We start from the raw sequence: 25,988 nt of genomic DNA on the forward strand, positions 1-25,988 counted from the left end.
TCAGTATAAAATCGATGTATTACACATTAACTCGTCGGTTGTTTGTAAAAGCCAATTTTTGTGCCATTCGCCGGCAATGTCATGAAGTTGGTCTAACTAGTAAAGGATGTGCGCGGTTAGTTTTTCTAGGGTTACGGTACCGTCTTCGGCTTCAGTTTTTATCTGAATCGGGCCATGGTCTTTCGCAAAATAGTAAGTAGTTGTAGAGGTACTCACAGACAAATCAGCTGCGGTAACTGTCTTTACTCTTTTCACGACAATTACATTAGTGAATGAGCCGCCGGGAACCGTTAGTGTCGCATCGCGGGCAATGATTGAGGAAACTATCTCTACGTTCGAATCTTCTGGCGGAAGGCCCGTTTGGGTAACCGTTTCAATATAACTGTCGGTCCAAGAGCTGCCTACTGGTAAATTGTCTTTGAGTACAATTGTTTCATTGCCTGTAATTTCTTGCCCCAACCCATCGGAATAATTTTCATACTTCAGGTAATATTCGCCGGCGTCGGTTTTTCTGGTTTTCATGACAGGCTTGCCATCAATCGATTGATACGTATAATAAGTATTTCCGCTGATGGTTTCCGAAGTGACAATTTTCCATGGAGCTTGGTTGATGTTGTCTATAGAAAAAACCCATTGGTTCTGTTGCGCCATCGGCCAATAATTGGAAGTTAGTATTACCCCAACTGGAGATAGAGTGTAAGGACCAATCCATTCGCTGAATACATTCTCTGAACAAATCGAACGAATGTAAAAATCATAACCCGCCGTTTCTTGCAAACCAATAAATATCTTTGAAGTTGCGGTAGAATACACGTTGGTTCCTGAGCCCAAAACAAAACCGTAACTGCCGTACTGAATTTGCCATGAATGTTGGTCTGGGCTGGATTCCCAGAGTAAAGTAGCCATCGAAGTATCCGTAGATCGCGTAATGGTAACATTGGAAGGAACGCTACATTCGAGCGTGCTTACTATATTTTTGGGTTGCGGATCGACCGGCTCGTCTTCACAAGAGAAAAACACTACCGAAACCAATAAAAACAACCACCTGAACAACTGCATTTTCTTTAAAATCATAAATTATACTTTTAAGGAATCGCCACATCAAAAGTGCCGCTGGTCACCTCAACGGTCTCACTGGCGCTATTGAATGCATTAAAACTAAAAACACCTTTAATTCGGGTCGCTGTGCGTTCGGTCACTGTAAGAGTACCGTCGGTATCAATGTCTAGCTCGGTAGGCAAAGGTTGAAAAAACACAAATCGAAACATATCGGTAGGCAAGTTATTATTGGTATACTCGGTGCCCACTACTGCCGCATCGCTAATGTTGATTTCAATAGCATTGTTCTGCGCGTCTGTTGCGATAATATAAATCGATGGCTGACTATAAAGTAACGAATCCGGGTTGACATCGATCGGCCCAACGTCGACGAATTCGGTGCCGTCAATCAAAGCAAAAAAACTATCGTCGCCGCTAGCTCCGGTGGCCGGAATACTGATAGGCCCAACCCAATTACTGTTCTGGCTGTCGGAACAATTCGACCGAACATAAACTTCATAACTAGCCGTTGGAATCAATCCGGAGATAATTCTTGTTGGTAAACTTGACGATAAAACAGCTCCTGAACCCAAAGTGAAACCAGCTGGGCCAAATTGCACTTGCCATGAATTGCCATCGGCAGCTAAAGTACAAGCTACGTTAGCTATAGTTGGATCAGTGTTGGAACGAACTGCAGTAACACCTGTTGGATCCGCGCAAGTAGAAACTCCTGAACCCGGAGAAAGCGGCCCAACCCAAACGCTGTAATAACCTTCGCTACAACGGGTACGGATATAAAAATCATAGGTCACTGAACCTATCAAGCCATTAATGATGCTGCTGTCGTTGTTGAAATTGACCGTCGTTCCGGTACCGATTCTGAAACCACGAATACCATATTGGATTTCCCATGCGCCTGTTCCTGAGGTCTTGTCCCAATCAATCCGGACAGAATTGTTATTGATTAATGGGCTTACGCTGAAAGATTCCGGGGCTTGGCAGGTGATCGAAGCGCCGTCATCCGGATCCACTGGCTCGTTTTCACAAGACCATAAGAAGCAGGCAATCAGCAAGAGGAGAAAAGGAAAAAACTGTTTTATTTTCATGGGATATTTTTTTCGGACAGCAAACAAATATATCTAATCCTGATTTCTAAATAAAATTAATTTGTTCAAATCATCTTTTCAAAAACACCAAATAAAAAAGCCCAAAGGTGAGTTCAGGCTTTTTATCAAATCGTTTTCTTAACATTCTATTCATAAGGCAAATAGAACTCGCCTTGGGTAATGGTTCTAGACTGCGTCATATCATCATTCTTTCCAATAAATGTAAAAGTTCCTTTGATGGTTTGATTCGTGGTGTTAATTTCAGTAATGATAACGCTTCCGGTACTTTCTGTAAAGTCTGAATAGCTAGAAGTAAACTCTGTACTGTTCTCCTTATAAATACATTGAACATCTAAAGCGGGATTGGCATATGCATAAGTACCTGTTCCGGTTGGATCAAAAATTTCAAGCCTAAAATCGTTGTTAAGATCAATATCAGAAACTATAAGGAAATTCGTTGAATTATAGGCTGTAGTTGTATTATCTAAGATATAGTTAACCAACGAACCATCCACTTTCATCCTCAGATAATAACTTCCCGTTGTTCCGGCAGCCGCCATATTCACTGGACCAACCCAAGTGCTGTTTTGACTGCCCGAGCAAGTAGCTCTAACATAGAAATCGTAGGCAGAAGTGGCCAAACCAGTAATCGTTTTCGAAGTAGTCGTCGAAGTAACCGAAGTGCCAGAACCTACCGTAAATCCTGTAGCTCCATATTGAATTTCCCATGAAGTTTCGGTGCTGCCGGCTGTCCAGGTAACAGTTGCCGTTGTATTTGTTGTTGTACTTCGCATTGCGCTTAAACCCGTTGGAGCCGTACAGCCAGCAATTACTCCTACTGCATTAATTACTACTGGGCCCACCCAGTCGCTATTTTCGTTGGCAGCGCAATTCGAGCGCACATAAACATCATAGCTGGTGGTTCCGACTAAGCCCGTTAGTACTTTATTGGGCGTCGATGAAGCTAAAATAGAACCGCTTCCGATTACAAATCCGGACGGGCCATATTGCACTTGCCATGAATTTTCTGAACCATTCGCTAGCCAAGTTACAGTCGCTTTGGTAACATCTGTGGTAGAGCGCACCGCAGTCACGCCACTCGGATCAACACAAACCTGAACACTAGTGCCTGGTCTTACCGGACCAATCCAATCGCTGTAATCGGCATCACTGCATTTTGCACGGATATAAAAATCATAAGTAACTGAAGCAACCAAACCACTAATCAAACTGCTGGTTGGGGTAAAGTTCACAGTGGTTCCGGTTCCAGGGGCAAACCCACTGGGGCCGTATTGCACTTCCCAAGCATCGGCTGTGGTTTTATCCCAAGTCACTCGAACGGTATTACCATTTATGAAACCACTTACACTTAAATAAGAAGGTTCTACGCAAGTTGTAGGTGTGGGCGTCAATAAAGCCGGATCAATGGGCTCGTTATCGCCGTCACAGGAACTCAGCAGCGTTAACGAAAAGCATAAAAAAAGGAATATATACTGAAATGTTTTCATTACTTTTCTGATTTTTAAGTGCCAAATATAATTATTTCATCAGATGAAAATTCATAAAAATAAATATTATTTCACCCAAAGTGTAACATCTTTCCAAACGATGGGTCATTGTTGAAAATCGAAAAAAATATTGAGTGTAGCTAGCCTAAATATTGAAGAACTCATCGCCCTTTGTAAAGAAAAAAACCAAAAGGCAGAATTCGAGATCTACCATCGTTATTGCAAGGCGATGTATAACGTAGCACTCCGAATTGTCAAAGATGAGCACTATGCCGAAGATGTGATGCAAGAAGGTTTCCTCAGGGCGTTTACCAAAATCCACGATTACCGACAGGAAGTGGCTTTCGGGGCTTGGCTCAAGCGAATCATCATCAATTACAGCATCGATTTTTATAAGAAGAACAACGCTTTCCGTCCGGACGATATGGAGCGTATCCTGCACAAAGTAGAAGACGAGCCACAAGAAACCGACGTCGATTTCACCCAACTCAAAGCCGCCCAAGTTTTAAACGCCATGCAAACCCTTAAAGACAATTACCGAATGGTGCTCACCTTGCATTTCATCGAAGGCTACGACCATGAGGAAATGACCGAAATTCTCAAAATCAGCAATGCCAGTTGCCGCACGACTTTGAGCCGCGCCAAAGAAAGCTTGCGCAAAGTATTAGTAAACATTAATTAAGAATAAAAATAAAATGATGATGGAAAAGCAACCCGATGCAATGGAAAATCTTTTTAAAAACCTGCAAGGCCAGTGGGATATCTACGAACCGCACCACAACCACCACGAGCGATTTGCCGACAAACAAGCCCACCGCAAAAACAAAAATAATTGGCGGTATGTTTGGGCAGTTGCAGCCACTATTGTGGTATTCATTGGTTGTTTTACACTGATGAGTCGTCCGCAGCCCGACAAGAATTTGAAATTAGCTTCACGCGAAACCCAACAAACCGACTCCATTTTTACTTGTATGATTAAAGCCGAGCTAGAAAAAATCAAAGAAAAACGTTCTCCGGCCAACGAGAAAATTATCGCCGACGCACTCTCGCAAATGAAAATCCTCGAAGCAGATTACGAGAAAATTAAACAAGAATTAGCGACCAATGGCGAAAACAAACAAATCATTTATGCAATGATTAGAAACCTTAAAACCCGCATTTCATTTCTAGAAAATGTGCTGGATCAAATCAATAACACTGAAAAATTAATTACTACTACCAATGAAAAAACTTTATAACCTCTTACTGCTTTTGTTGCCCATTATTGTCTTGGGCCATGAAATCGATTTAGGCAAATACACTAAAACCAAAGAAATCAAAAAAGCCTACATCGTGAACCCTGATGCCGCACTTTCGATTAAAAATATGTACGGCAATGTGTATGTCACCACTTGGGATGAAGAAAAAATTGAAATCTTCGTGACCATCAAAGTCAGTGGCGACGACGAAAAATGGGTACAAAAAAGAATCGACGATATCGACGTAGAAATTGAAGCGCTCAAATCACTGGTCACGGCCGAAACCAAACTGACCAAATCGATGTATTCTTTCAACGGAAAAAACAACAGTTTCGAAATCAATTACACCGTTAAAATCCCGAAGAACGGCCCAGTGAAAATCAACAATAAATACGGCGCAATCATCACAACCGATTTATATGCCAACACCAATTTGAACTGCGAATATGGCAAGATTTCTTTGGGCAAACTCAACGCAAGCAGCAACATTATCTCGATTGATTATTGCCAAAAATCAACAATTGAATACCTCAAAAACGGAAGCATTTCAGCCGACTATTCCGGCCTTACCTTGAGCGATTTTGGCAAGTTAACGCTCAATGCAGATTACACCGATTGCTTTATCGGCAATGGCTCAGAGCTCAAATACGATTGCAGTTATGGCAAACTCAATCTGGGCAATATTAGTTCGGTAGAAGGCAACGGCGATTATCTTTCATTCCGCGTCAAGCAAATATCTAATCTACTTCGCATCAGTGGCGATTACAGTAAAATCAATGTAGACGATATCGACGCCAAGGCCAACAGCATCAGCATCGATTCGGATTACACCGGTGTGGATGTTACCTTTTCACCCGATTTTTATTTCAACTTCGATGTGAACCTCAAGTACGCCAATTTCAAATACGATCGTGAACTCGAATTCAATTCCAAACAAGAAAATGCGTTTTCCAAAAGCTATCAAGGCTATTACAAAAAAAACTCAGACAATCGGGTTTTGATTCGCTCTGAATACGGTAATGTTTCTTTAAATAAAAAGTAGTTTCAATCATCATAAAAATCAATCATCATGAAAACTAAAGCCCAACAAAAACCTGTACCGACTTCTAAAACACTTCCCTTTTTTGCCCTGTTGCTCTGCTTTCCTTTAGCCATCAACGCGCAATGGAATTCGAGAGACAAAATCAAAGGCAACGGTCAGATGACCACCAAAAATATTACGGTAGCCCCGTACGATGAAATTCGTGTGAGTGGTTTCTTCGATGTAGAACTCGTAGCTGGCGATGAAGGAAAAATCACCGTCAATGCTGAAGACAACTTAATACAATATCTCGAAATCAAAGTTGAAGGCAATACTTTAAAACTGGGCGTTGAGAAAGGTGTCTATTTGTCGCCAAGCCGAGGTCATGACGTAAAAATCACCGTTCCATTTGAAAGTTTAAGCGAAGTTTCATTGGCCGGCTCTGGAGCAGTTGCTACCAAAAATGTTATCAAAGCTGACAGTTTTAAATCGACTTTGTCAGGTTCGGGCGATATGCGTTTGGATCTCAATGCTAAAGAAATCACAAGCGAAGTCACCGGTTCGGGCGACATGACTTTAAAAGGGAAAGCCGATACGTTCAAAAGCAGCGTCGTAGGTTCGGGCGATATGAATGCCGCTGGTCTTGAAAGCAACAACGCTTATGCGAAAGTCACCGGTTCGGGCGATTGCAAAGTATATAGCAGCGATTTTCTGGAAGCACGTGTAGTCGGTTCGGGCGATATTCATTACTACGGCGACCCCAAGAGAAAAGATACCAAAGTGACTGGATCTGGCGATATCAATAAAGGATAAACAATAAAAGGTTAGATTAATTCGAGAAGTGTTCTAGGCAACTGGAGCACTTTTTTTTGGAATCCGACGAAGCAACAGCACACCAACAATAAAAAACAAAGCCAAGAATACAATAGCAAAACGCGGGCTTCCGGTAATTTGGTCTATAATGCCATAAACACACATGCCGATCACGATGCCTATTTTTTCCGCAACATCATAGAAACTGAAATACGAAGCCGTGTCGTGGGTTTCGGGTAAAAGTTTAGAATAAGTGGAGCGCGACAATGCCTGAATACCGCCCATAACCAAACCCACTAATGCTGCCATGACGTAGAAATGCATCGGCAACACCATGAAATAAGCCAAAATGCACAACACAATCCAGAAACAATTGATGGTAATCAAGGTTGGAATGTTCCCGAATTTTTCCGAAGCCCGCGAAGTCAGAAAAGCACCTAAAATAGCAATCAGTTGAATGAGTAAAATACAAATGATCAAACCTGTAGTGCTCTGGCTTTTCGATTCCCACTGAATTTCCTGTGCACCAAAATAAGTAGCAATTAGCATCACGGTCTGCACGGCCATACTATAAACGAAAAACCCTGAAAGATATCTTTTCAGAATAGTATTTTCCGAAAGCGAATGCCACACTTTTTGGAGTTCCTTGAAACCATTGAAAATAACATCTTTGGAAACTTTTTTATCATCGGCACGATTGCCTTTGGGCAGATAGAAATAAGTATACTGACTGAAGACTATCCACCAAATACCTACCATGACAAACGAATACCGCATGGCTTTCATGGCGGCTTCACCCTCCGAACCGCTGATGTTGAACAGTTGTGGTTGCATCACCATCGCCAAATTGATCACCAGCAAAATAACACTTCCAAAATAACCCATCGAATAACCGCGCGCGCTCACTCGGTCTTGTTGTTCAGGGAAAGCAATATCGGGCAAATACGAATTATAAAACACCAGACTCGCCCAAAAGCCAATCAGACCTAAAAAGTAAAATAGCAGACCTAGATAAATCGAATCCAGACTGAACCAATTCAAACCGATGCACGAACCGGCACCCAAATAACAAAAAAATCGCATGAAGTCTTTTTTATTTCCCACGTAATCCGCGATTCCCGATAGTAAAGGCGAAATAAAAGCCACGACCAAAAAAGCCGCTGCGGTTACGAAACTAATAAGCGCGGAGTTCTTAATCTCGGTACCAAAGACATAAATATAATGGTTGCGGTCTGAAAACAAAGCTTCGTAAAAAATCGGAAAAATAGCCGAAGAAATCACCAGCGGATACACAGAGTTGGCCCAGTCGTAAAAAGCCCAAGCGTTTAATAACTTCTTACTTCCTTTCGGTAAATCTGCCATAATTGTCGGTTTAGGTTCAGGCGAATTTATCGAATTTTTCATCAGTTCCGGCATTTTAAAATTAATTTTTGATGCCATTTGTCGGAAAAAAAACAGCATACATCTAATAGTTACGGCTTTTCATAGACGCGGAATTTTAATTTCTAACTTTAAGCCGTAAAATCATCGCCCCATGAAAAAGATTTACCTTCTTTTAGCCGTTTTTTGTTTCGGCTGCCAAGTTAATGCGCAGATTGTTAATGTTCCCGATTCGCATTTGAAGCATGTATTGTATTCAAACATCAACGATACGAACCACAATAACGAAATCGATCTCAATGAGGCACAAGCACTTACTGAACTCAATATTCAAACAGAATTTGTAGCTTCCTATGAAGGAATTCAGGCTTTCAGTAACCTCGAAATGTTGTACCTCTGGAACAACCACCAATATGCCCATACCGAAGTTGACATCCGTGCGCTTACTAACCTTAAGAACTTTCTCTATTCGTCTGGCAATCAAACGGCCAATGTGCAGGTAAGCGGTTTGTCTAATCTTACACACCTTTCTATTCGTGGCGCACAATTGACTTCATTGGATCTGACCGGTTTAACTAGCCTGTTAAGTTTAAACTTAACTGAAGGTACTGCGCTGACGACTTTAGATATAAGCCCTGTACAAAACTTGGCTTACTTGACTTTGCTCGACAACCCGATAACCAATATAAACCTCAACGGAAATCCTAATCTAGAGCACGTATGGATTTCAGGCTCTTTAATAACTGCTGTAGATGTTAGCGGTTTGCCACTACTGACAAAATTAAATGTAGATGACAATCAAATTACTTCATTAAATCTTGCTGGAGCAAATCTGCTTGATACTTTCAGCTGCTCAGAGAACCAGCTAACTAGTTTGGATTTGAGTGGTAATCCAATGCTTTGGTCTGTTGACTGCAGCAAAAACCAATTAACAAGCCTCGATCTGAGCCACAATACTACACTAAGTAGTTTTTCTTGTTCTGAGAACCAACTCTCTAATCTGGATTTGAGCCATTCTAAATTCCGCAATATTTTTTGCACTTCCAACAATCTCGTGACACTGAACCTTAAAAACAATAACTACGATTGTGAAGTTTTTTACAATCATGGACAAACCTATGGCAGACTGGAATTTTCGGGCAATCCAAACCTGCAATATATCTGCCTAGACGATGCCGAAGAAAGCTACGTACAAGAAAAAATTGCCCAATACGGTTATGTTAACTGCCACACCAACGGGTATTGCTCCCTAAACCCGGGCGGAGAATTTTACACCATTGGCGGTCAGGTGCGATACGATAATCATACAAACGGTTGTGACACCAATGACACTTTATATCCTCATCTGAACCTCAACATCAGCAATGGAAATACTTCAAACAATATCATTGCCGATAACTCCGGATACTATACTATTCCGATTCAAGCCGGTACATATACACTTACCCCTACATTGGAAAACCCTAGCTATTTTACGATAACACCATCGAGTGTTGCGGTCGAATTTCCAACGACACCATCACCGCTTCATCAAAATTTCTGTATTGCGCCGAGTGGTATTCACCATGATGCGGATGTCTACATCGTTCCTGTTAATGCTGCTAGACCAGGCTTTAATTTAAAATATAAAATTATTTACAAGAACAAGGGCAACCAACCCTTATCAGGAACGGTAAGTTTTGCCTACAACGCAGCAGTATTGGATTTTGTAAGCGCCAGTACTACACCTTCAAGTACTCCGATGAATTACATCAACTGGAATTTTACAAGCCTGCAACCTTTTGAATCGAGAGAAATACTGCTGACATTCTACCTCAATTCTCCCGCACAGGTTCCTCCGGTCAATGCAGGTTTCGTATTGATTTATACCCTTAGCATCAATACCACAGCAGTGGATGAAACGCCGACCGACAATATTTTCGTGCTCAAGCAAACCGTAGTCAATTCATTTGATCCGAATGAAAAACTGTGTCTTGAAGGCCAATTGATTACTCCTGAAATGGTCGGAAAAGAGGTGCATTACATGATTCGTTTTGAAAACACCGGAACCGCTAATGCTACACATGTTGTCATTAAAGACGTTATTGACTTGGCTAAATTCGATATATCGAGCCTAGTGCCACTGAGTGCTAGCCATTCATTTGTAACGAAAATTTCAAGAACCAATTTAGTAGAATTCATCTTCGAAAACATCGAGTTGCCTTTCGACGACGCGAACAACGACGGCTATGTAATGTTCAAAATTAAAACTAGGCCAGACCTAACCCTAGGCGATTCTTTTAGTAATTCGGCGAGTATCTATTTTGATTACAATGCACCTATTCACACCAACCCGGCGGTAACTTCGGTTCATTCGTTGGCCAACACCGATTTTAATTCAGAGGTATTTTCAATCGCACCAAATCCGGCCACAACTGAGATTCATTTGACCAAGCTTTCTGGGGAATTTGAAGTTCGAATCCATTCGTTACTGGGCCAACTAGTGCTTCAAAAAAATAATGCCAACACGATTGATGTATCTGATCTAGCCGTCGGCGTTTATCTGGTAACCGTAAAAAAAGGCGAGCAGTCAGCAACACAAAAATTCATCAAAAATTAGTTTGATTTATCGGATTTGATTTCCAACAACACTGATCTATCTTAAAACAAAAAAGCCACTTCAAACAAATGGCTTTTTTACTGTAATTCTATTTGAAATTGACACCGAACTTAGCTGCTTCTGCTTTGGCTTCGGGTAATAATTTTCTCAAATTGGCAATCCTTGTCGCATCTGAGGGGTGAGTGCTTAAAAATTCTGGCGGCGCATTTCCACCAGATTTTGCAGCCATTCGTTGCCAAAAATTAAGTGACTGGTCTGGATTATAACCTGCAATAGCCATTAAAATAAGTCCGATTTGGTCTGCTTCAGTTTCGTGGCTTCTGCTAAAAGGCAACATTACACCTACTTGTGAACCCAAACCGTAAGCTTGCTGTAGAATTTGTTGGGTTTGTTCGCTTTTTCCGCCTGCGGCTACAGCCACACCTACAGCTCCTAGTTGCTGCAATTGGGCAGCGCTCATTCTTTGTGCACCGTGGTTGGCCAAAGCATGAGAAACTTCATGACCCATAACGGTTGCCAATCCGGCTTCGTCTTGAGTAATAGGTAAAATTCCCGTATAGACTACGATTTTCCCACCGGGCATACACCAAGCATTAATATCCGGGCTATCTACGAGTTTGTATTCCCATTGATAACCATCGAGGTAGGAATTATGACCATGGGCTTTGAGCCATTTCTCGGCGGCATTCTTGATTTTGATTCCTACGGATTCTACTCTTTTGGCATCGGCAGTTCCGGTGATGACTTTATTTTCTTTTAAGAACTGGTCATATTGTTGGAAAGCTGCCGGAAAAATCTCGCTGTTGGAAACAAAATTTAGCGACTGTTTTCCTGTAAACGGATTGGTCGAACACGCCAAAAACAAGCAACTCGCTCCAAAAAACACAAGATACTTTTTCATTTTTTCAAGTTTTATCAGCAACAAAAATACAACGTTGCCTACAGTAAGGCCAATAAATTTATGAGATTTCTTTCGGAATGTATAGAATTAAGCACCAACAATATGCAACTCTGAAAAGTCTTTGTCAATGAACAAGGTGCTTTTTCCGTCGAATGAAACTTGGTCGAAAGTGACGGCTTCATTATCGATTTCAATCTTCTTAACCTTGAACGGTAAACCATGCAAATTGATTTTAAACCTCGAATAATTGGTCACGAACTTGCCTTCTTTGTGCTGCTGTATCATCAACTCTTTTTCCTTACCTTTCAAGGTGAAAGTAGCCAAGCTGAATCGGCCTTTGTTATAATCATAGCCGTCTTGTGCATCTTCGTAAAGTACCGATTTTTCTTTGCCGTTTTTGTAATAAACATCAAGGCTGATCTCTTCAAATTCGAGCTCGCCCACGTATTGTTGCACCGGATATTTCGGAATAATTGCGCCTTCTTTGACAAAAATCGGAATCTGGTCGTAATCGGTGGTTACCCAAAGTTCCTTGCGGCCCGAAATGATTTCATCGGTCCAGTAGTTGTACCAATTTCCAGCCGGTAAATACATTCTTCTGCCTTGTGCATTCGGCTCTAGGATTGGGCAAACCAAAATCTGATTTCCGAAAATAAACTCGTCGGTGCGGTAATGCGTTTGCGGATCTTCCTGATCGAAATACACCAAAGGTTTCAGCATCGGCACACCATCGTTGATGTATTCCCAGAACATCGTGTACAAATAAGGAAGCAATTGGTAACGAAGCGAAACGAATTTGCGGGTAATATTGACAACTTCCTCATCGAAGGACCATGGCTCTTGATCGCCGTGATCGCCTGAAGAATGGGTTCTACAAAACGGATGAAAAACGCCCAATTGAATCCAACGTGCGTATAGTTCGCCTGAAGGTTGCTCGGCAAAACCACCGATATCAGAGCCTGTGAAGCCCATTCCTGAAATCGACATTCGTTGCATTTGGATGTTAGCTATCCAAAGATGTTCCCATGATGCTACATTATCGCCAGTCCACGAAGAAGTGTAACGCTGTGCTCCCGAATAAGCCGAACGTGTGATAATGAAAGGCCGTTTCGGATAAGCAAATTGCTTAACACCTTCATAGGTCGCGCGGGCCATTTGCGTGCCGTAAATATTGTGCGCTTTTCGGTGTGAACATGGATTTCCGTCGTAGTCGTGGCGCACGTCCATCGGGAAGGTTTTTCCGGGAACCTCCATCACAGCGGGTTCGTTCATATCGTTCCAAACACCTTTGACGCCAAAATCGGAAATGAGTTCTTTGAACAAGCCGGCCCACCATTCGCGTACTTCGGGTTTGGTATAATCGGGAAAATTACATTCGCCGGGCCAAACTTTTCCTTTCATGTAAGGGCCATCAGCGCGCTTGCAGAAATAGTCTTTTTCGAGCGCTTCCTTGTACACCCAATATTCTTTATCGATTTTAATTCCCGGATCGATGATGACTACCGTTTTAAATCCGTCTTCGGCCAATTCGGAAATCATGCGTTTCGGTTCGGGGAAATATTCCGGGTTCCAGGTAAAGCAGCGAAATCCATCCATATAATCGATGTCGAGGTAAATCGCGTCACAAGGAATCTGCAATTCGCGGAATTTGGAAGTGACTTCTTTCACTTTGCTTTCCGGATAGTAACTCCATTTGCATTGGTGGTAACCGAGTGCCCAGAGCGGCGGCAATTCAGGCTTTCCGGTCAAATGGGTATAAGTGGTCACGACATCTGACATTTGTGGGCCATAAATAAAATAGTAATTCATTTCGCCACCTTCAGCCCAAAAACTGGTTACGTTTCTTTTTTCATGACAGAAATCGAAAATCGTCCGAAAAGTATTGTCGAAGAAAATCCCGTAGGCTTGGCGGTTGTGCAAACCAATATAAAACGGAACTACCTTATATAAAGGTTCTTGGTCTTTATGGAAAGCGTACTGATCGGTCGCCCAATTCTCGACGCGTTTGCCTTTGAGGTTCGAATGCGAAGCCTTGTCGCCCATGCCATAGAAACATTCGCCTTCTTTGGATGCCTTGCTCATCTTGACGATATTGCCGCCGAAATGATAGCTTTCTTCCCAATGAAAACCAAGTTCGTCTTCTAAAATACAATTTCCTTCAAGGTCAGTAATCGCCACACGCAAATCAACTTTATCGATAGAACAAATGACCTTGCTGGTTTTGATTTTGTATCGTTCGGTTTCTTCGATAACTTCTAAAAAGTTATAGCCGTGCGACTGGGTTTTGTCGATAGCATAAGAAAAATCCTTGCTAAAATAACCCTTAGTGGTGTAGCGAAAACGGATCAAACTGTCGCGCAGCACCGTTACTTTAAGGATGACATTGTTATCGGTGGAAAAATAAACGCTGTCCGCATCTTTTTTAAAATCGACAATTTGTGAAGGATATAAATCGCCTTTGTATTCGAGTTCGGTGTTTGTAATCATAAATATAAGGTTTGCGATGACCGATTGGGCAAGACATCAAGGTGCCAAACTTACAAAATGATTTGCTTAGTGAAAATGAAAACCTCGGAATTTCACGCAAACGTTTGAGTTGATAAAACAGTTCAAAAACGAGCATTTTTTATCGATAAAAAACACCTAACAGGCTGGAATTGGTTGTTTTATCTGAAATCCTAGCCGCACATCGATAAAATAAGGAAACCTTAAGAAAGCCTTATACATTTGGATTAACCAAAATCTTAAACCTGAATTATTATGAGAACAAGCCCTACCCTAAAAGTCGTTCACAAGCAAATCATCGAAAAACCGCATCACGATCCAGCTTTCGTGGATACCGAACTTCATGTTTTAGACAACAGAAGCCAGCAAGAACCGCAAGACAACTACGATTACTATCCTGATTTCGGAATTTAAAAAATCTTAAAGAATGGGTTGCCCCGCTCGATTCTTTATGATTTGATTTTACCCTAGTTTAAACACCACTACTGCTAACGGTGGTAAAGTAATCTCTACCGAAAATTCGCGCCCATTCCAAGGTTGCGCATCGATTTTGATGGTTTTCGGGTTCGATACACCGCTACCTCCGTATTGGGTTTCGTCGCTGTTAAAGATGGGTGACAACTTGCCTTTTTTAGGCAATCCGATGCGATAATTCTCTCGCACAACAGGCGTGAAATTACAAACCACTACCAAATCTTGTTTTTCGTTGGCTCCTTTGCGAATATAGGACATCACCGCATTTTGATGGTCGGAATAATCGATCCATTGGAAACCTTCGGGTGAGAATTGCTTTTCATACAAAGCCGGATTTGACTTATATAACTGGTTCAAATCGGTGATGAGTTTCTTGACGCCTTTGTGGTAGTCGTATTGCAAGAGATGCCAATCGAGGCTGCTCTCGAAATTCCACTCGCCGCTCTGCCCAAATTCTGCGCCCATGAACAACAATTTCGTTCCCGGATGTGTGAACATATAGCCATAAAGCAAACGCAAATTGGCGAACTTCTGCCATTCGTCACCGGGCATTCTTCCGGCAATGGAGCGTTTTCCGTATACTACTTCATCGTGTGAAAGCGGCAACATGAAATTCTCGGAAAAAGCATAAGTCATCGAAAAAGTCAACTCGTTTTGGTGGTATTTCCGATAGACCGGCTCTTTCTTGAAATACTGCAAAGTGTCGTGCATCCAGCCCATCATCCATTTCATACCGAAGCCCAAACCGCCATTGAAGGTAGGACGAGAAACCATCGGAAATGAAGTACTTTCTTCGGCAATCGTTTGAACACCCTCAAAAGTAGCATAGACTGCCTCGTTAAAATCTTTCAGGAAACTGATGGTGTCGAGATTCTCGCGCCCACCAAAAATGTTCGGTTCCCATTCGCCGTCTTTTCGGGAATAATCCAGATACAACATTGACGCGACTGCATCGACGCGTAGGCCATCGACGTGATATTGCTGCAACCAGAAAATCGCGTTGCTAATTAAAAACGAACGCACTTCATTGCGGCCATAATTGAACACCAAACTTTTCCAGTCTGGGTGATAGCCTTTTCTGCGGTCCGGATGTTCGTATAAATTGGAACCGTCGAAGTAACCCAAACCGTGCGCATCATCTGGAAAATGTGAAGGCACCCAGTCGAGAATAACACCGATTCCTGCCTGATGCAATTTATCGACTAGTAGCATAAAATCCTGCGGCTTGCCAAAACGCGAAGTCGGTGCGAAATAGCCCACCAATTGATAACCCCAAGACGGATCGTAAGGATATTCCATGACCGGCATGAACTCGACATGCGTAAAACCGGTTTCCTTAACGTAATTCACGAGTTGGTCGGCCAGTTCGACGTAGGTCAGGAATTTTCCTTCGGCATTGCGGCGCCAAGAACCCAGATGCACTTCGTAAACGGAATAAGGCTTATCAAGGCCGTTCACCTCTTTACGTGTTTGCATCCATTTTTGGTCTTTCCATTTGTAATCTAAATCCCAAACGATTGACGCCGTATGTGGCGGATGTTCGCAGTACAGCGCAAACGGATCGGCTTTCTCGGTAATGATGCCGTGGTTGTTGGATTGGATTTTGTATTTGTATAGTGAGCCTTTCTCGACACCGGGAATAAAACCTTCCCAAATGCCCGAACCGTCCCAGCGCACTAAAAGTTGGTGTTCGCCTTGCACCCAATAATTGAAATCGCCCACGACAGAAACCGAACGTGCAGCCGGCGCCCAAACAGCAAAATAAACGCCTTTGACACCATTGACTTCAATGAGGTGGGCGCCTAGTTTTTCGTATAATCGAAAATGTTTTCCGGCTTGGAATAAACTGATATCGAAATCAGTAAAAAGGGAATGCGGTTGTACTTTGTTCATGGGTGGATTTTCTTTTACGGTTCTTATTGGATTTGTTTGGTAGATTAAAGTTCTTGCGATTTCCAATGCCTAGCCCCGATGGTAACGGCATCCTTTTGCAGAGCGGCAGCGGCGCAAAAGATAGAGTGTACAGCGGGAAAAAGCTCCTGAGTATTAGCTTTTGAAAAACTCATGCGATCTTATTAAATTCCATAATACTCGAAATGCCGGTCAGCGGAATCACGGCCCAACGCGGACGCGAATTGAGTTCGTAGCCGAGTTCGTAAACCGCTTTTTCTAAAAGGCAATATTTGAGCAGGAAATCGATTTCTTTGCGGTAACCGATATTGAGATTTCCGGCTTGAGCGACTTCGGTGTAAGTTTGCAGGAACACGCCCACAAAATATTTGAACAGGATTTCACCAGCCTGAAACAATTCTTGCTGCTCGTATGGATATTTGTCTTTGTTGTTGAAAATCGTCGCGTAAATCGCATAGTGGAACGAGCGGAACATGCCGGCCACATCTTTGAGCGGCGGTTGCTTGACTTTGCGATCGCGGATGGTGCTTTCGGGTTCGCCTTCGAAATCGAGAATATAAAAATCGTCTCCGTTCACGAGCACTTGGCCCAGATGGTAATCGCCGTGGATGCGGATTCGTTCGGATTTCATTTTGGTCCAGTCGAAATCGAGGAAAATCTTGCGGATTTCTTTTTTGTGGTCGAGAAATTCGTTGGCCAGTTCTAAAGCCAAACCGTCAAGTTTGTGCAAATTATTCTCCAGAATATTCAAGCGGTTCTGAAATTGATAAGTCAGTCGGTTTTTGAGCCAAACGGTATAATCGCCATTGTAGGTCGTGGGTGTGAAAGCTGTATCGTGAATGTCACCACCGAGCGCAATATGCAATTCGGCGGTTCTGGTAGCCAGCGTGTGGATGCGCAGAAAAATACTCAGCCCGGCCCAATCGATGATTTCGTGCGGCACTTCATTAATTTTAAGTCGTTTGAATAATTCGATATCGGGCAATTTGGCTACTTTGATTTTTTTGGTTTTGAGGTTCTCGAAAATTCGGTCGGTTTCCTCGAGCATGAATTGCCAGGCATCGCCTTGGTTGGGCACGAGTTCCTGCATCATACCCAAAGTGATGTTGCCTTCAGACAAAGCGACACTAATACTTCCGGTATATGCCGGCGAACTGGTGAAGTTCATTCGGTCGGTCAGGAATCGGCTGATTTCGTAATCGGGATTGGTACTGATATAAATGCGACGGAAAATCTTCAGCACCAACGAACCGTTGTAGATTATCGAAGTATTGCTTTGCTCGACGCCCATGAATTTAGACGATTTGTATTCGGTTTGTTCGAGCTTCCTGCCTTTATGGAATTTGACTTTGGGATTTTCTTTTTCCGAGGCGGAATGCACGATTTTGTCAAACAGCAACTTGCGGAAATCTTCCTGATGCAATGCGTCGACCAAAAAACCTTCAATACCGTTCATTTTTACCGGCGCGATAATCGTGTGCGTATCGAGCTCGTCTTCGGTCATGAAAGCGATCGGCATAAAATAATGTTGGTAGAAAGCTTCCTTGAAATTCACTTCGAGTAACACGCCGAAATAGTTGTTTTTCTTTGAAGTAATCTTGAAAAAATCGACGACTTCGATGTATTTTAAAGTACTTGCCTTGCCGCCATACCATCGTTTGTTGACGATATAATTTTCGAGAATATCCGAGGAGAATACTTTGACAAAATCGGGGTCGTCAAAAGCAGTTTTCCAGTCGGTTTTAAAGACGAACGGGTTTTGAAAGCCGTCTTCGTTGATTTTACTTTCCATTTTTAGCGGATGATTTTAAATAGATGGAACGGCAACTCTGGTGATAGTTCGACATAGTTCCATTCCTTGTCCCAGTGATAAGTGTTTCCGGTAATTAAATCTTCTATTTGGATGGGTTCATTGCCTAATTGCTCCAATGGCAGCTGCACCATACCTTGGCTTTGGTGATGACCATCAAGGCTCACGACCATCAAGGTTTCGCTGTGTCGGTCGTCATCGAATTTATAATAAGCCATCAGATTCTCATTGTTGGTGTTGCAGAACACCAGGTTGTTGGTTTGCTGTAAGGACGATTGCTCCTGACGGATAGTATTGATGCGCGTAATCAACATCGTGAGTTTGTTCTCGATAGTCCAATCCCAGTATTGGACTTCATATTTTTCGGAGTTGAGATATTCTTCTTTGCCTGCCGCCATCGGCTCACAAACGCGATACTCGAAAACCGGCCCGTAAATTCCGACGCAAGAACTCAACGTGGCGGCCAAAAAATACTTTTGCAAATACACTGATTCATTGCCGCTTTGCAAAGAGAACGGATTGATATCGGGCGTGTTGGGCCAAAAATTCGGGCGGTAAAATTCCTTTTGTTGGGTTTGGGTCAGTTCGGTAAGGTAATCGGTGAGTTCTTTCTTGGTATCGCGCCAAGTGAAATAAGTATACGACTGACTGAAGCCTTGCTTGGCGAGTTCGTTCATAATTTTCGGACGCGTGAAAGCTTCGGCTAGGAATAAAACGTCGGGATGTTTTTTCTTGACTTCAGCGATGAGCCAGCCCCAGAAATAAAAAGGTTTGGTATGTGGATTGTCAACACGATACACGCGAATACCGCATTCTTCGATCCAGAACAAAGCCACTTCGAGCAATTCCTGCCAGAGGTTTTTCCAGTCGGTGGTTTCGAAATAAATCGGCATGATGTCTTGGTACTTCTTAGGCGGATTCTCGGCATATTGTACCGTTCCGTCTGGGCGCCATTTGAACCATTCTTTGTGCTCTTTTCCCCACGGATGGTCGGGCGCGGCTTGCAAGGCGTAATCCATTGCTACCTCGATTCCTAAATCTTTGGCTTTTTTGACGAGCCTTTTGAAATCTTCAATCGTTCCTAAATCTGGATGGGTGGATTTGTGCCCGCCGTATTGCGAACCAATGCCCCAAGGTGAACCGACATCGCCGGGCTCTGCATTGGTGGCGTTGTTTTTTCCTTTGCGATTGACTTCTCCTATAGGATGAATCGGCGGAAAATACAACGTATCAAAACCCATAGCGGCCACTCTGGGCAAAAGTGCTTCACAATCTTTGAAAGTACCGTGCTTGCCTGGAACTTGTGAGGCTGAACGCGGGAAAAACTCATACCAAGTGCTGAACAAAGCTTTTTTACGATCAACATAAACCTGCAATTCGCGGGATTTATTTTCGATATAAAGAATAGGATACTTCTTGAATATGGCCGTCAATTCGTGAGACATTGCCATTTCGACCGCTTGGTCATATTGTTTCTCTGAAGTGAACGCTGCGGCGGCTTTTTTGAGGAATTCCTTTTCGGATGCATCAGCCAATTTCTGCACGGCTTTGATATATTCAGCGCCTTCGAGCAATTCGGATTTGACGTGTTGTTTGTCTTGGATTTTGCGCTCGGTGCCGTGTTGCCAGTTCAGCGCATAATCAACCCAACCTTCGACAAAGTAGGTGTATGTGCCTTGTTTGTTGACTGTGAATTCAGCGGTCCAGCCATCGTTTTCTGTTGGACGCATCCGCACCTGGTTCCACTTCTTGTCTGATTCATGTTTATAATTGACCCGGCACTGGATGACATCGTGTCCATCGGAAAAAACATCGGCGGTTACTATTACTTTCTGGCCTGTGATTCTCTTGATGGCAAAGGCTCCGGCATCAAGTTCGGGTTGTACATTTTCGATTACAATTCGGGTCTGATTCTGCATTTTTAAGTTTATTTTATGACTTCTAAATTTAGCAAAAAATACAGAAAACAATACCTTGCAATAAAATTTATCGAAATGACAAAGAAAGCCGGGAAAGCCCACCAAACTTTAAAAATTCCGAAAATTATATTGCTCACCGGTACATTTTTATCTTTTATTTCGACCAAATTGACCGTGCTCTTTGCGGCGCGTTTGTTCACTACACCCATCAAACACAAAGCCCCGAAACGCGAAATCGAAATGGATGCGAAAAGCAAGCAACAAAGCATTTGCATTCCAAGCATCGATAAAGAAATAGTAGTGTATCATTTCGGAGAAAGTCAGAAAAAAATCTTGTTGGTTCATGGCTGGTCTGGGCGCGGCACGCAACTGGTAAAATTTGCCGAAGCTTTGCTAAAAATCGGATACTCTACTATTAGCTTTGATGCGCCGGCACACGGAAAATCTCGTGGAAGTACTACTTTAATGCCCGAATTCATTGCCAGCATCATGGAACTCGAAAAACAATTCGGCCCATTTGAAGCGGCTATTGGTCACTCCCTGGGTGGCATGTCGTTGCTCAACGCTGTCAAACAAGGATTAAATTTGAAAAAATTAGTCATTATTGGTAGCGGCGATATCGTTCAAGACATTATCAACGATTTTGTGAAAAAGCTAGAACTCGACGCCAAATACAACGACTTGCTGCGCGAACATTTTGAAAACAAACACCAACTTTTGATGGATAGTTTTTCGGGGTATCATGCGGCTCGGCAAACCGATATTCCGGTACTTGTGATTCATGACGAAAATGACTTGGAAGTTCCGGTGTATTGCGCACATCACATTCACGAAAATCTCAAACGTGGTGAACTCCTGTTGACTCAAAATCTGGGGCATCGAAAAATTCTAGGCGATACGAAAGTGATTGCGAAATCCTTAAATTTTATTACCTCATGAAATACGCGATAGAAAAATCAGAAGAACAATGGAAAGCCGAACTGGGTTTGGAGCGCTATAAAATCTTGCGCCAGAAAGGCACCGAATTCCCACATTCAGGCCAATACAATCTGCATTTTGAAAAAGGCACTTATTGCTGCGGCGGTTGTGGCGACCCTTTGTTTGAAAGCAGTTCAAAATTCGATTCGCACTGTGGCTGGCCGTCGTTTGACGAGTCGATTCCGGGGAAAGTGGAATATGTAAAAGATACTTCACACGGCATGTTGCGCGTGGAAATTTTGTGCGCGAATTGCGGTGGGCATCTTGGGCACGTATTTGAAGACGGGCCGACACAAACCGGCGTAAGGTATTGCGTGAATTCGCTTTCGGTTGATTTTAAGAAGCGAGTAATTTAGAATAATTTCGCTTGGTAAATTGCCTAAATTTAGTCGGAATAAAAGTGGAAAAACGCCTGACAAAGATTCATTCAACACACAACATTCAAAATCTAACATGTTAAGATCTGGCCCTAGCCCTGATAATTTGATATTAAGAGGAGACCCGAGACCATAGGTCGAATTGTATGGAGCGATAGCGGAATAAAAGTCCAGTGGACTTCAGGTATAAGGCGTGATTTTCGTTTTAAAACAATTGCTCTTGATTTTCACTAATGCCCTAGCCCTGATAGCAGTGGAAAGCCCGCAGCCTCAGCGAGGACTTGCAACGGATAGCAGGTTCCCGGCTTCAAAAAAACAACAACACTAAATGGATTTATTTATGCAAAACACCGATTGGGGCCAGGCACTAAAGCCACTAATTGCCCAATATAAAGACAAGAAGCACCCACTGGATTACCAAAATTTGTATCAATTGCTCATTATGGTGATTCTATCGGCTCAGGATTCTGATGCGCACATCAACAAGCTGGCACCCGCGTTATTTGAGAAATACCCGAATTTAAAGGCGTTGGCGAAAGCTGAACCTCAAGATTTGGAGCCTTACATCGGGAAAGTGCGCAACTCCAACACCAAGACCGACTGGATTCTGGGCATTGCTCGCGAACTCAAAGACGACCAAAACATCCCGACTACCATGACCGAACTCACTGCGCTGAAAGGCGTCGGGCGTAAATCTGCTAACGTGATCATGCGCGAGGCCGAGGTCAAAGCCGAAGGAATCATGTGCGACCTACATGTATTGCGCGTGGTGCCGCGATTGGGCATTTCACAAGCCAAAACCGGCGAGAAAATGGAAAAAGAGATGATGGCTGTGATTCCGCAGGATTTATGGGGCGAAACTGGAATGGCCATTTCCTTTTTAGGCCGCGAAATTTGCAGACCGACCAGTCCGAAGCATGAGCAATGCGTGATGAATAAGTTTTGTGACTATTGCCAGCAACAAAATTCGTAGCAGAAAACTACTTTAAATGATTTAAAAAAAAACTTCCTATTGGTTTAGAAAGTTTTAAGATAGGTTCGTTTTGCACTTGAAAGTTAAGCCACTTCTCGTTCTTTGAGTATGGGGCGCAATTCGTTGATTCGGTCTTGCAAGCTTTTTTGTTTGTCTACAGCAGTGTTTTCGATGTTTTTGGCCCATTTCATAAACTCAGAACTATGAGATTCTCTTTTACCCGTTTTGGAATTAATCGGTACGAACTGGGTGCGCATGATTGCTTTTAAATGTGTTTTGGATTCATTCATCATGATGAGCTCTACGCAGAGTTCGTTGGGTGCTGCCTGCAATAAGCTCGTTTCAATAGTTACTGTTTCATCATAAACCGCTGAGCGCAAATAGGCAATTTCATGGCCGGTTACAACCCAAGCGATACCTTTCTGGTAATACTCAACCAAGCTCAGATTGTAATACTCTTTGAGATGATCTTCGCGCGCATTCATAAAATAATCAAGGTAACGTGCATTGTTCAAATGGCCCAATAAATCACAATCGTTGAAGCGTATTTTATATACAGAGTTTGGTGTTTTGTTGATCGTTTCCATAGGATTATAATTTTAATGACAAATCACTGTCGAGTTGAATAAAATGAATTTCCCCACTGAGCATCGCTGGCATAATCAATTCATCATTTTTGATGATAAAATCGGCCGGGCCGCTAATAGGTTCTATTGTTTTAATTTTTGTGCATCTGTTATTGATTAAGTTAATGCCCATAACAACGCCTTTCTTTTCAAAAGCGACCCAATTCCCAACATACAATACGTCTTTGCTGATGTATAATCCATCAAAATAGCCTTCTAAATTCGTTAGTCTTTTAAATGTATTGTCTTTGAGGTTGATATAACCCACCACGCCATTAGGTTGGTTGTTGCTGCCAAATCCATTAACGTATAATCGACTGGCTTTTTTGTAGCAGAACAAACCATTGACGCCTGCAATAGTAATGTCGGTTTTAATTTCTGTGTATGATTGATTAGTTAAGTTGACTTTAAACAATTTACTTGTATCGGTAGCCGACACGAATAAAGTAGCGTCATCCCACACTGCACTGTCGTTTAAGAATGAAGTCTCTTTGCTAAAATCAATCTCGTATAATTTGTTGCCGGAACTTAAATCGAGAGCCACCACCCTGTCGATGTCATTCAAAAAAAGAACCCCATCATTGACTGACAAACCTTTGGGAGCATTTAATCTTTCCTTTGAAAAAGCAGCATCGATGAGTTTGCCTTTTTTATCGTACTTAATGATTTGCCCATCGCCGTCTTTGGTAGTTGGGCTTAATGCATTGCCGATATCGGCCGCATACAAAAATTTCCCTTCGCTTACAACACTTTCCACGTGGTGCAATCCTGAAATCGATTTGGTAATTTGAGCCACAACATTCGAGGCAAACAACACGCTGAGCAAAACTGAAAATTGATAACTTTTTTTCATGATTTTAAATTAAGGTTAATATTAAATAATACCGATTGGTATATTTTTGTTCAAAATTTTTTATTTTTTAAGATCTAGAATTAATTTTTCGAGGAAATTCATGGCTGCATTTAACGGTCCGACTTTTCCGGTAACTTTCACTTGCAACACACTGCCTTGTATTACAGAAATTAGGACAGAAATAAACTCATTGATATCTACATCAGGTCTGATCTCGTTATTCTCAATTCCAATTTTAATTCTGCTCTCGAGTCTTTCACGCCAAAATTCTAACGCATTAGCCACTTTAGCCTTTAAAAGAGGATGCGTATCGTCTGATTCGACTGCCGTATTGTTAATCGGACAACCCGAATGCAAAACAGGCAGCTGCAAAAAATTGCGGTAAGTTTCCGGATAGACGAGCAGTTTGTCAATCGTAGATTCCTTCGCGTCCATCTTATTGCGAATCAAAGCAATCACTTGTCCAAAGTTATGGTCAAATGCCAAAAGAGCCACTTCGTCTTTATTCTCAAAATTGCCGTAAATGCTGCCTTTTGTCAGACCAGTAGCTTCGGTCAAATCATTGATTGAAGTACCTGCATAACCTTTAGCATTGAACACCGGTGCGGTTTTCTCGATAATGAACTGTTTGGTGCGCTCGGCTTTTGACATTTTTAAAAAATTACTTCGGACAAATATAATAAAAATACCAAACGGTATATTTTTAAACTCTATTTATTTTTATTTATGGGCGTGCCGGCAGGATGGAGTGCTAAAAAAATATTCCGCAACCATTTTTAGCGAAGGAGTTAAATGGCGTATTGACAGGTCAAACCTGCCGTCGGGCTGTTCGCTGTAGTCCTCGCGGGTCCGCTACGCTCTGCCGCTGTGGGCTGCCGCTGCCATCCCTCACGCAAATCAACAACAAGTTGAAAATTAGTCTTTGATACAACGAACCGAAAAACCAGGCGTCATAACACCTCCGCCACCGTTCACATCATCGTTGAGACAACTCAGTGAAGGGTAAAAAGCGTACGTTTCGTCATAAGCTGTAGCACTCCACCAAAGACCATAACCTCCAAGCAAGGAGAACGAACCATCACTATTTCGATAACCAGCCGGAAGTGCTGTAAAACCGCTACTATTGGTAGCTCCAGCATTCGGACTATTCCATAAAGTTGTTGCTTTCAAATGACCACCGGCAAGGAAAATTCCGCCTAAAAAATCAATTGCAGCGTTCCATTCCGCTTCTGTTCCGACATGAAAACCTCTTGGTGCTAAACCTCTTGGGTCATTTACTGCATACCAATTATACAACTTACCGTAAATTTTACCATTTGCCGAATCGTTATTGTAGTAGCACCATGCACCTGTGGTTAAGCTCCCCCATTGATTTGGGTCTTGTACTTGGGGAATCGGATCACCATTTCGATAACGGCTTACGTTTAAGTTTTTGGTCATCCAGATTTGATTGCCGATTTGCACTTCATTAGCCATAATTGGCACTATTGGTCTAGAGGCTATATCATTCTGCGTTTTGGTTTCATCGTCAGAGCAAGAAGTTATCCCTATAATAATAACTAAAATCAAGGTTAGGGCAAAGTAGTATTTTCTCATGACAATGTGTTTTATGAACTCTTGTAAAAATAGTTAAAACTTTCATACACACAAGTTACTTATTTCTCTGCGCCTTAGCGTCTTTGCGAGAAAACAAAAAACAACTATAAAACAAAACAAAGAGCCTAGCTTTTTCAAGTTAGGGTTCTACTAAAAAAGGCGACATTTGATATTAAGAGGAGAATGTCCAGTGGACATTCGGTAAAACAAAAAACCCTATCCGATTGGATAGGGTTTCTCTTAAAAAGGCGACGACATACTCTCCCACAAAATGCAGTACCATCTGCGCAGGCGGGCTTAACTTCTCTGTTCGGGATGGGAAGAGGTGAGCCCCGCCGCAATAACCACCTTAGGTTTTTAGC

Annotated in this window: 22 protein-coding genes and 1 rRNA gene; 9 read left to right on the forward strand and 14 right to left on the reverse strand. The window is 42.4% G+C overall.

Features of this window, described 5'->3' with window-relative positions:
* Window positions 1-96: 96 nt before the first annotated feature.
* From G4D82_RS08165 to G4D82_RS08175, 3 genes are all read right to left on the reverse strand, one after another.
* Window positions 97-1,074: a hypothetical protein gene (locus G4D82_RS08165; protein ID WP_166336475.1), complete on the reverse strand. Its 978-nt coding sequence runs from the start codon at window positions 1,072-1,074 to the stop codon at window positions 97-99.
* Between the two features lie 11 nt (window positions 1,075-1,085).
* Window positions 1,086-2,144, reverse strand: a complete 1,059-nt coding sequence (locus tag G4D82_RS08170) for a phage tail protein (protein WP_166336477.1) — start codon at window positions 2,142-2,144, stop codon at window positions 1,086-1,088.
* 146 nt (window positions 2,145-2,290) lie between these two features.
* Complete coding sequence (locus tag G4D82_RS08175) at window positions 2,291-3,652, reverse strand: DUF6252 family protein (protein ID WP_166336478.1); 1,362 nt, start codon at window positions 3,650-3,652, stop codon at window positions 2,291-2,293.
* A 130-nt stretch (window positions 3,653-3,782) separates the two neighbouring features.
* On the opposite strand from G4D82_RS08175, the gene G4D82_RS08180 reads away from it, so the two are divergent.
* The 4 genes from G4D82_RS08180 to G4D82_RS08195 are packed head-to-tail and all read left to right on the forward strand — an operon-like array spanning window position 3,783 to window position 6,724.
* Window positions 3,783-4,334 (forward strand): RNA polymerase sigma factor, encoded by a 552-nt coding sequence (locus G4D82_RS08180; RefSeq protein WP_166336480.1) that lies wholly within the window; start codon window positions 3,783-3,785, stop codon window positions 4,332-4,334.
* 19 nt (window positions 4,335-4,353) lie between these two features.
* Window positions 4,354-4,890, forward strand: coding sequence for an anti-sigma factor (locus G4D82_RS08185; protein WP_166336482.1), 537 nt, complete (start codon window positions 4,354-4,356; stop codon window positions 4,888-4,890).
* Window positions 4,874-5,932, forward strand: a complete 1,059-nt coding sequence (locus tag G4D82_RS08190; protein WP_166336484.1) for a hypothetical protein — start codon at window positions 4,874-4,876, stop codon at window positions 5,930-5,932. Before G4D82_RS08185 ends, G4D82_RS08190 begins: the two co-directional genes overlap by 17 nt.
* 27 nt (window positions 5,933-5,959) lie before the next feature.
* Window positions 5,960-6,724, forward strand: a complete 765-nt coding sequence (locus G4D82_RS08195; RefSeq protein WP_166336486.1) for a head GIN domain-containing protein — start codon at window positions 5,960-5,962, stop codon at window positions 6,722-6,724.
* Window positions 6,725-6,757: 33 nt separating this feature from the next.
* Here G4D82_RS08195 and G4D82_RS08200 read toward each other — a convergent pair whose 3' ends face one another.
* Window positions 6,758-8,086, reverse strand: coding sequence for an MFS transporter (locus G4D82_RS08200; RefSeq protein WP_166336531.1), 1,329 nt, complete (start codon window positions 8,084-8,086; stop codon window positions 6,758-6,760).
* Window positions 8,087-8,258: 172 nt separating this feature from the next.
* Between G4D82_RS08200 and G4D82_RS08205 the strand changes: the two genes are divergently transcribed.
* Complete coding sequence (locus G4D82_RS08205; RefSeq protein ID WP_166336488.1) at window positions 8,259-10,703, forward strand: DUF7619 domain-containing protein; 2,445 nt, start codon at window positions 8,259-8,261, stop codon at window positions 10,701-10,703.
* 88 nt (window positions 10,704-10,791) lie between these two features.
* Here G4D82_RS08205 and G4D82_RS08210 read toward each other — a convergent pair whose 3' ends face one another.
* Together G4D82_RS08210 and G4D82_RS08215 are read right to left on the reverse strand one after the other, a co-directional pair.
* Complete coding sequence (locus G4D82_RS08210) at window positions 10,792-11,604, reverse strand: M48 family metallopeptidase (protein ID WP_166336490.1); 813 nt, start codon at window positions 11,602-11,604, stop codon at window positions 10,792-10,794.
* 87 nt (window positions 11,605-11,691) lie between these two features.
* Window positions 11,692-14,091 (reverse strand): glycoside hydrolase family 31 protein, encoded by a 2,400-nt coding sequence (locus G4D82_RS08215; protein WP_166336492.1) that lies wholly within the window; start codon window positions 14,089-14,091, stop codon window positions 11,692-11,694.
* A gap of 273 nt (window positions 14,092-14,364) precedes the next feature.
* On the opposite strand from G4D82_RS08215, the gene G4D82_RS08220 reads away from it, so the two are divergent.
* On the forward strand, window positions 14,365-14,523 hold the full coding sequence (locus tag G4D82_RS08220; protein WP_166336494.1) for a hypothetical protein: 159 nt from the start codon (window positions 14,365-14,367) through the stop codon (window positions 14,521-14,523).
* A 48-nt stretch (window positions 14,524-14,571) separates the two neighbouring features.
* Here G4D82_RS08220 and glgB read toward each other — a convergent pair whose 3' ends face one another.
* The 3 genes from glgB to G4D82_RS08235 form a co-directional block, all read right to left on the reverse strand.
* Window positions 14,572-16,476: a 1,4-alpha-glucan branching protein GlgB gene (gene glgB, locus G4D82_RS08225; protein ID WP_166336496.1), complete on the reverse strand. Its 1,905-nt coding sequence runs from the start codon at window positions 16,474-16,476 to the stop codon at window positions 14,572-14,574.
* A gap of 169 nt (window positions 16,477-16,645) precedes the next feature.
* Window positions 16,646-18,286, reverse strand: a complete 1,641-nt coding sequence (locus tag G4D82_RS08230; protein WP_166336498.1) for a phosphotransferase — start codon at window positions 18,284-18,286, stop codon at window positions 16,646-16,648.
* Window positions 18,287-18,288: 2 nt separating this feature from the next.
* Window positions 18,289-20,223 carry an alpha-1,4-glucan--maltose-1-phosphate maltosyltransferase gene (locus G4D82_RS08235; protein ID WP_166336500.1) on the reverse strand — a complete coding sequence of 645 codons (1,935 nt, stop codon included), beginning with the start codon at window positions 20,221-20,223 and terminating at the stop codon, window positions 18,289-18,291.
* Window positions 20,224-20,298: 75 nt separating this feature from the next.
* Here G4D82_RS08235 and G4D82_RS08240 point away from each other — a divergent pair, with 75 nt between their 5' ends.
* From G4D82_RS08240 to G4D82_RS08250, 3 genes are all read left to right on the forward strand, one after another.
* Complete coding sequence (locus tag G4D82_RS08240) at window positions 20,299-21,162, forward strand: alpha/beta fold hydrolase (RefSeq protein WP_166336502.1); 864 nt, start codon at window positions 20,299-20,301, stop codon at window positions 21,160-21,162.
* Window positions 21,159-21,557 (forward strand): peptide-methionine (R)-S-oxide reductase MsrB, encoded by a 399-nt coding sequence (msrB, locus tag G4D82_RS08245; protein ID WP_166336504.1) that lies wholly within the window; start codon window positions 21,159-21,161, stop codon window positions 21,555-21,557. The genes G4D82_RS08240 and msrB overlap by 4 nt, the downstream gene beginning before the upstream one ends.
* Window positions 21,558-21,906: 349 nt before the next feature.
* Entirely contained in the window at window positions 21,907-22,551 is a 645-nt protein-coding gene (locus tag G4D82_RS08250; RefSeq protein ID WP_166336506.1) for an endonuclease III domain-containing protein, read from the forward strand.
* Between the two features lie 83 nt (window positions 22,552-22,634).
* On the opposite strand, the gene G4D82_RS08255 is transcribed toward G4D82_RS08250, so the two are convergent.
* The 5 genes from G4D82_RS08255 to rrf all read right to left on the reverse strand — a co-directional run bounded on the left by G4D82_RS08255 (window position 22,635) and on the right by rrf (window position 25,978).
* Window positions 22,635-23,138 carry an acyl-CoA thioesterase gene (locus G4D82_RS08255; protein WP_207788147.1) on the reverse strand — a complete coding sequence of 168 codons (504 nt, stop codon included), beginning with the start codon at window positions 23,136-23,138 and terminating at the stop codon, window positions 22,635-22,637.
* A gap of 4 nt (window positions 23,139-23,142) precedes the next feature.
* A complete protein-coding gene (locus G4D82_RS08260; protein WP_166336508.1) occupies window positions 23,143-24,030 on the reverse strand; it encodes an RNA-dependent RNA polymerase family protein in 888 nt (295 codons plus the stop codon).
* A gap of 60 nt (window positions 24,031-24,090) precedes the next feature.
* Window positions 24,091-24,681: a TetR/AcrR family transcriptional regulator gene (locus G4D82_RS08265; protein WP_166336509.1), complete on the reverse strand. Its 591-nt coding sequence runs from the start codon at window positions 24,679-24,681 to the stop codon at window positions 24,091-24,093.
* A gap of 264 nt (window positions 24,682-24,945) precedes the next feature.
* Entirely contained in the window at window positions 24,946-25,626 is a 681-nt protein-coding gene (locus tag G4D82_RS08270) for a fibrobacter succinogenes major paralogous domain-containing protein (protein ID WP_166336511.1), read from the reverse strand.
* Window positions 25,627-25,869: 243 nt separating this feature from the next.
* Window positions 25,870-25,978: ribosomal RNA gene (gene rrf, locus G4D82_RS08275) — 5S ribosomal RNA — on the reverse strand.
* Window positions 25,979-25,988: the final 10 nt, after the last annotated feature.

Origin of the sequence: Flavobacterium lotistagni, assembly GCF_011392125.1 — a bacterium.
Classification (GTDB): domain Bacteria; phylum Bacteroidota; class Bacteroidia; order Flavobacteriales; family Flavobacteriaceae; genus Flavobacterium; species Flavobacterium lotistagni.

What these genes read in the sequence shown, in the direction of transcription:
- G4D82_RS08205 (WP_166336488.1), top strand. Translation starts at nt 8,259, where the DNA reads ATGAAAAAGATTTACCTTCTTTTAGCCGTTTTTTGTTTCGGCTGCCAA.
- G4D82_RS08250 (WP_166336506.1), top strand. Translation starts at nt 21,907, where the DNA reads ATGGATTTATTTATGCAAAACACCGATTGGGGCCAGGCACTAAAGCCA.
- G4D82_RS08170 (WP_166336477.1), bottom strand. Translation starts at nt 2,144, where the DNA reads ATGAAAATAAAACAGTTTTTTCCTTTTCTCCTCTTGCTGATTGCCTGC.
- glgB (WP_166336496.1), bottom strand. Translation starts at nt 16,476, where the DNA reads ATGAACAAAGTACAACCGCATTCCCTTTTTACTGATTTCGATATCAGT.
- G4D82_RS08200 (WP_166336531.1), bottom strand. Translation starts at nt 8,086, where the DNA reads ATGGCAGATTTACCGAAAGGAAGTAAGAAGTTATTAAACGCTTGGGCT.
- G4D82_RS08240 (WP_166336502.1), top strand. Translation starts at nt 20,299, where the DNA reads ATGACAAAGAAAGCCGGGAAAGCCCACCAAACTTTAAAAATTCCGAAA.
- msrB (WP_166336504.1), top strand. Translation starts at nt 21,159, where the DNA reads ATGAAATACGCGATAGAAAAATCAGAAGAACAATGGAAAGCCGAACTG.
- G4D82_RS08270 (WP_166336511.1), bottom strand. Translation starts at nt 25,626, where the DNA reads ATGAGAAAATACTACTTTGCCCTAACCTTGATTTTAGTTATTATTATA.
- G4D82_RS08220 (WP_166336494.1), top strand. Translation starts at nt 14,365, where the DNA reads ATGAGAACAAGCCCTACCCTAAAAGTCGTTCACAAGCAAATCATCGAA.
- G4D82_RS08165 (WP_166336475.1), bottom strand. Translation starts at nt 1,074, where the DNA reads ATGATTTTAAAGAAAATGCAGTTGTTCAGGTGGTTGTTTTTATTGGTT.
- G4D82_RS08195 (WP_166336486.1), top strand. Translation starts at nt 5,960, where the DNA reads ATGAAAACTAAAGCCCAACAAAAACCTGTACCGACTTCTAAAACACTT.
- G4D82_RS08215 (WP_166336492.1), bottom strand. Translation starts at nt 14,091, where the DNA reads ATGATTACAAACACCGAACTCGAATACAAAGGCGATTTATATCCTTCA.
- G4D82_RS08230 (WP_166336498.1), bottom strand. Translation starts at nt 18,286, where the DNA reads ATGGAAAGTAAAATCAACGAAGACGGCTTTCAAAACCCGTTCGTCTTT.
- G4D82_RS08260 (WP_166336508.1), bottom strand. Translation starts at nt 24,030, where the DNA reads ATGAAAAAAAGTTATCAATTTTCAGTTTTGCTCAGCGTGTTGTTTGCC.
- G4D82_RS08175 (WP_166336478.1), bottom strand. Translation starts at nt 3,652, where the DNA reads ATGAAAACATTTCAGTATATATTCCTTTTTTTATGCTTTTCGTTAACG.
- G4D82_RS08185 (WP_166336482.1), top strand. Translation starts at nt 4,354, where the DNA reads ATGGAAAAGCAACCCGATGCAATGGAAAATCTTTTTAAAAACCTGCAA.
- G4D82_RS08190 (WP_166336484.1), top strand. Translation starts at nt 4,874, where the DNA reads ATGAAAAAACTTTATAACCTCTTACTGCTTTTGTTGCCCATTATTGTC.
- G4D82_RS08235 (WP_166336500.1), bottom strand. Translation starts at nt 20,223, where the DNA reads ATGCAGAATCAGACCCGAATTGTAATCGAAAATGTACAACCCGAACTT.
- G4D82_RS08210 (WP_166336490.1), bottom strand. Translation starts at nt 11,604, where the DNA reads ATGAAAAAGTATCTTGTGTTTTTTGGAGCGAGTTGCTTGTTTTTGGCG.
- G4D82_RS08255 (WP_207788147.1), bottom strand. Translation starts at nt 23,138, where the DNA reads ATGGAAACGATCAACAAAACACCAAACTCTGTATATAAAATACGCTTC.
- G4D82_RS08265 (WP_166336509.1), bottom strand. Translation starts at nt 24,681, where the DNA reads ATGTCAAAAGCCGAGCGCACCAAACAGTTCATTATCGAGAAAACCGCA.